This is a genomic window from Phenylobacterium sp., from assembly GCF_028290885.1.
Lineage (GTDB): Bacteria > Pseudomonadota > Alphaproteobacteria > Caulobacterales > Caulobacteraceae > Phenylobacterium.
The window spans coordinates 1-5,068 of sequence record NZ_JAQGIZ010000126.1 but is presented as its reverse complement, the minus strand read 5'-3'; the positions used below and the strand labels follow the sequence as shown (position 1 = coordinate 5,068).

The 5,068-nt window shown below is 69.3% G+C and carries 5 protein-coding genes and 1 pseudogene; 5 read left to right on the top strand and 1 reads right to left on the bottom strand.

Features of this window, described 5'->3' with window-relative positions; genetic code table 11:
* The 5 genes from JWP28_RS08505 to JWP28_RS08485 form a co-directional block, all read left to right on the top strand.
* A partial coding sequence (locus tag JWP28_RS08505) for a VIT family protein (RefSeq protein ID WP_299542027.1) occupies positions 1–621 on the top strand: 621 nt, incomplete at its 5' end.
* Between the two features lie 103 nt (positions 622–724).
* A complete protein-coding gene (ald, locus tag JWP28_RS08500; RefSeq protein WP_299542025.1) occupies positions 725–1,837 on the top strand; it encodes an alanine dehydrogenase in 1,113 nt (370 codons plus the stop codon).
* Positions 1,838–2,434: 597 nt separating this feature from the next.
* Positions 2,435–2,626: a hypothetical protein gene (locus JWP28_RS08495; RefSeq protein ID WP_299542023.1), complete on the top strand. Its 192-nt coding sequence runs from the start codon at positions 2,435–2,437 to the stop codon at positions 2,624–2,626.
* A 149-nt stretch (positions 2,627–2,775) separates the two neighbouring features.
* Positions 2,776–3,852 carry a PAS domain-containing sensor histidine kinase gene (locus tag JWP28_RS08490; RefSeq protein WP_299542021.1) on the top strand — a complete coding sequence of 359 codons (1,077 nt, stop codon included), beginning with the start codon at positions 2,776–2,778 and terminating at the stop codon, positions 3,850–3,852.
* 81 nt (positions 3,853–3,933) lie between these two features.
* A complete protein-coding gene (locus tag JWP28_RS08485) occupies positions 3,934–4,818 on the top strand; it encodes a dienelactone hydrolase family protein (RefSeq protein WP_299542019.1) in 885 nt (294 codons plus the stop codon).
* Positions 4,819–4,916: 98 nt separating this feature from the next.
* On the opposite strand, the pseudogene JWP28_RS08480 reads toward JWP28_RS08485, so the two are convergent.
* A pseudogene (locus JWP28_RS08480) lies at positions 4,917–5,068 on the bottom strand (bifunctional regulator KidO); the annotation flags it as partial.

The following is a 5,068-nucleotide window of genomic DNA, read 5'->3' as shown; positions in this document are numbered from 1 at the left end:
GACGGCATCGTCTCCACCGCCAGCCTGATCGTCGGGGTGGCCGCGGCCACCCCGGCGAAGGGCGGCGTCGTCCTGGCCGGAGCCGCCGGCCTCGTGGCCGGAGCCATGTCCATGGCGGCGGGCGAGTATGTTTCGGTCAGTTCCCAGTCGGACACCGAAAAGGCCGACCTCGCTCGGGAGACCGACGAGCTCGCAGCCGACCCTGCGGCGGAGACCCAGGAGCTGACGGAGCTCTATGTCGCGCGGGGCCTGGACCCGGCCCTGGCGCGCCAGGTCGCCGAGCAGCTCATGGCCAAGGACCCGATCGCCGCCCATGCCCGCGACGAGCTGGGTATCTCGAGCGTCACCACAGCGCGGCCGATCCAGGCGGCTCTGACCTCGGCGCTGACCTTCTCCCTCGGCGCGGCCGTACCGCTGGCGGTCGTGGTCCTCGCGCCAACCCGGTGGGTCTCGCCGGCCGTCGCGGCGGCGGCCCTGGCCAGCCTGGCGCTGCTGGGCGCCATAGGCGCGCGGGCCGGCGGCGCAAGCGTCTTGAGAGCGGTGCTGCGGGTCACCTTCTGGGGCGCGCTGGCCATGGCGATCACCGCCGGCATCGGGCGCCTGTTCGGGGCGGCCGTCTAACGACGAGCCGCGGCCCCCGCCCGGTGGCGTCCCCATTGACTTGGCCACTTCTTCCCCTCAAACCGCGCCGCACTAGCAAAAACCCACCCTGATGGAGCCTTCCATGCGCGTCGGCGTGCCCCGCGAGATCAAGCCGGACGAATATCGCGTCGGCCTCACCCCCACCGCCGTGCGCGAGTACGTCAGCCACGGGCACGAGGTGGTCGTCGAGACCACCGCCGGCCAGGGCGCGGGCTATCCGGACGAGGCCTATGTGCGGGCCGGCGCCAAGATCCTGCCCGACGCCGCGGCGGTGTTCGAAGCCGCCGAGCTGATCGTCAAGGTCAAGGAGCCGCAGCCCGCCGAGTGGGCCCGCCTGACGGCCAAGCACATCCTCTTCACCTACCTGCACCTGGCGCCCGATCCGGCGCAGGCCGACGGCCTGCTGGCCTCCGGCTGCGCGGCCATCGCCTACGAGACGGTGACCGACGCCAACGGCGGCCTGCCGCTGCTGGCGCCGATGTCCGAGGTGGCCGGCCGCATCGCGGTGTTCTCGGCCGGCGAGACCCTGCTCAAGCACAACGGCGGCATGGGCCTGCTGCTCTCCGGCGTGCCCGGCGTGCCGCCGGCCCGGATCGTCGTGCTGGGCGGCGGCGTCGTCGGCATGAACGCCGCGCGGATGGCCGCGGGCCTGGGCGCCGAGGTGGTGATCGTCGAGCGCTCAATCCCGCGCATGCGTGACCTCGACAACATGTTCCACGGCCGCATCCTGACCCGCTACTCCACCGCCGACGCGGTCGACGAGGAGGTCTTGAAGGCGGACGTCGTGGTGGGCGCGGTGCTGACCGCCGGCGCCTCGGCCCCCAAGCTGGTGCGCCGCGAGCACCTGAAGAAGATGAAGCCCGGCTCGGTGTTGGTGGACGTCTCCATCGACCAGGGCGGCTGCTTCGAGACCAGCCGGCCGACCACCCACGCCGACCCGACCTACACCGTCGACGGCGTCGTCCACTACTGCGTCGCCAACATGCCGGGCGCCGCGCCCCGCACCTCCTCGGAAGCCCTCGTCCACGCGACGCTCTCCTTCGGCCTCCAGCTCGCCGACCAGGGCCTGGACGCGCTCAAGAAGAACAAGCACCTCGCCAAGGGCCTCAACGTGCTGAAGGGCCAGCTCACCCACCCGGCCGTCGCCGAAGCCCTCGGCAAACCCTTTGTCGACCCTTACGGGGCGTGGAAATAGCGCCCGGCTCGGAATAGGGTCAGAACCCACAAGCGGTTGATATTATAATATATTCGTCATGGCCCGGCTTGTCCGGGCCACCCAAGGTCTCCGCGTCCGCGGTTGCACGCAGCGGCGCCGCCGGGGCTAATCGCGCTCTCCCGTGTTGATGGGTGGCCCGGACAAGCCGGGCCATGACGTTTTCAACATTAGGGGATCGGGCCCGCCGTCCCCATATGGCACGGGTGCGCCGTCGGGCGGGCGCCGCCACTCAAGCGGTTGAGCCCCTGCGATTTGGCCATCGGTCTTCGAGCCAAGTCCCATGCCCCTGCTGTTCATAGCCTCGGCGCTCTGCGTGCTGGCGGCGATCGTCGCGCCCGCCGTCCTCAAGCTGCTGCCGGCCCGCCGGTCGTGAGCGTCGAGCCCGAATTCCCGAAGACCCCCTTCTTCTCGCCGCGCAACGTGCCCCTCTGGGCGGGCCTGGTGCTGGTCGCCATCGTCGGCGGACTGGTCCAATGGCTGCACTGAGCGCCTCTCCGGACGAGCTCCGCCGCGAGAACCTCCACCTGCGTCGCGTGGCGCAGTAGTGGCGCCCTTGCCGCCATCGGGCCGCGGGTCATGAACCTGCTGGGCTGGCTCGGCGCAGGCGGGGTCACGCAGGCCGAAGTGCGCGCAGAGGTCTGGCGGCTGGGCGCGCGCCACAGGGGCGAGCCCTTGGAGGGCGCGCTGCGGGAACTCACCGACCAAAGCATCTCGCCTGCCCGCGCCAGCCTTCTGCGGGCCTGCGTGCAGCAACTTCGCCGCGCTTGACCCGCCGAACCTCGGCCGCCTTGCGAGCGATCCGCCTTTTCCGACCCAGAAGCGTCCGCCACGAAGACTTTCCAGTGCGATTGGCCTACGGTGTTCAGGCGCGGTGGGCCAGTTCGGCCCGCGGCCGCTAACGGTCCAGATCGGTCCCGATGATCACCACCATACCCGGGCTTGAGAGTCCGCAGACGCTCGCCCAGGCCATCGTCAACACGATCCACGAGCCGCTGGTCGTCCTGGACGCGCAGTTGAACGTGGTCGCGGCCAGCCGGTCCTTCTACGAAACCTTCAAGGTCGATCGCGGCCAGACGCTGGGGCGATCGCTCTACGGCCTGGGCGACGGCCAATGGAACATCCCGGCGCTTCGCCTGCTGCTGGAAACGGTCATCCCCGAGCGGACGGCCATGGACGGTTTCGAGGTTTCCCACGACTTTCCCGGTGTTGGCCCTCGCACCATGCTTCTGAATGCGCGAAAGGTGATTTTCGACACCAGCGCGGACATCGCGATCCTGCTGGCCTTCACCGACGTGACGCAACAGCGCGCGATCGAGCGGGCCAAGGACGACCTGCACGAGAAGACCGAGGGGCTCCTCGGGGAAAAACGGGTCCTGCTCCAGGAAATGGAGCACCGGGTCGCCAACAGCCTGCAGATCATCGCCAGCATCCTGTTGCTCAAGGCCCGCATGGTCACCTCGGAGGAGACCCGCCGGCACCTGCGTGACGCCCACCAGCGGGTGATGTCGGTCGCCAGCGTACAATCCCACCTTCACGCCACTGACGGCATCGAGCACATCGAGGTCGGCCCCTACCTGTCCAAGCTCTGCGAGAGCCTGGCGGATTCGATGATCGGCGACAGCCAGCCGATTATCCTGCAGGTCATAGCCGACGAGGGCACGATCGGGTCCGCCCAGGCGGTCAGCATGGGCCTCATCGTCACCGAGTTGGTGATCAACGCGCTCAAATACGCCTTCCCCAAGGACAAGGAAGGTTCCCTGGTGATGGTCACCTACGAGAGCCGGGGCGCCGACTGGAAGCTCGTGGTTTCGGACAACGGCGTCGGCAAGGACCCCAAGGACCTTGCGGAGCCGGCGGGCGGGCTGGGCACGGTCATCGTAGGCGCGCTGGTGAAGCAGCTCGACGCACGGATGGACGTCCTGAGCGCAGCGACAGGTCTCAGCATCGCCATTACGCGCGCCTCCTTCGCCTCCAACATGCCCCAGGCCGCCTGAGCCGCGCCCTCGCCTTCCGGAAATAACGCCGTAACATTGGCGGGCGCCCTTACGCCGCGAGCATCGGGAGGAACGAAAACCATGTGTGACGACGAGATCCATCCGGGCCTGATCCAGGACCCGACCGTGTCGCGGCGCGCCTTCGGCCTGGCCGGTTTCGCCGTCGTGGGCCTGGCCGCCACCGCGGCCAGCGGGGCGGAAGCCGCGGTCGTCGAGACCGACGTCAACGTCAAGACCGCCGACGGCACGGCCGACGCGGCGCTCTTCCACCCGCCGGGCAAGGGGACCTGGCCCGCGGTGCTGATCTGGCCCGACATCATGGGCCTTCGCCCGGTGTTCCGCGACATGGGCCGCAGGCTGGCCGCCCAGGGCTACGTGGTGCTGGTCCCCAACCCCTTCTACCGGGTAAAGCACGCCCCGATCGTCGAGGGAAACATCGACTTCAACAATCCCGCCGACCGCGCCAAGGTCATGGACCCGGCCAACCGCAAGGGCCTGGACGCGCCGGGCATCGACCGCGACTCCGTCGCCTACATCGCCTTCCTGGACGCCCAGCCGCAGACCGACCGGAAGAAGAAGGCCGGCGTGCAGGGCTATTGCATGGGCGGGCCGCTGACCTACCGCACGGCGGCGGCGGTGCGCGACCGCATCGGCGCCGCAGCCACCTTCCACGGCGGCGGGCTGGTGTCCAAGGACCACGCCGACCCCTTGAGCCCGCACAATCTGATCCCGCAGATGAAGGCCACGGTCTATTCAGCGGTCGCCGACAACGACGACAAGGCCCAGCCGAACGCCAAGGACGTGCTGAAGGCGTCGTTCGCCGCGGCCAAGGTCCCGGCTCGCGTCGAGGTCTACGAAGGCTGCGCCCACGGCTGGTGCGTCAAGGGCAGCGCCATCTACAACGAGGCCGGCGCGGAACGCGCCTGGGGCGAGCTTACGGCGCTCTACAAGAAGGCCTTGGTCTAGAGCGTTTCCCGGCTGACTTGATCAAGTCAGCCGATCAGGAAGAGCGACCAGCAAAGAACCTAGAGCGCCGTTTCGATGCAATCGAAACGGGACAAGCTCTAGGCGGCGGCCCAGGCGCGGGGGTCGAGCGCCACCGGATCGTCGAGCGCCATCTCGTCCCATTCGAGGTCCGGCGGCGGGCTCATGGCGGCGGCCACCTCGGCGGACATCTCCGCGGACGAAGCCACGCCCACCAGCACGGCGGACGCCT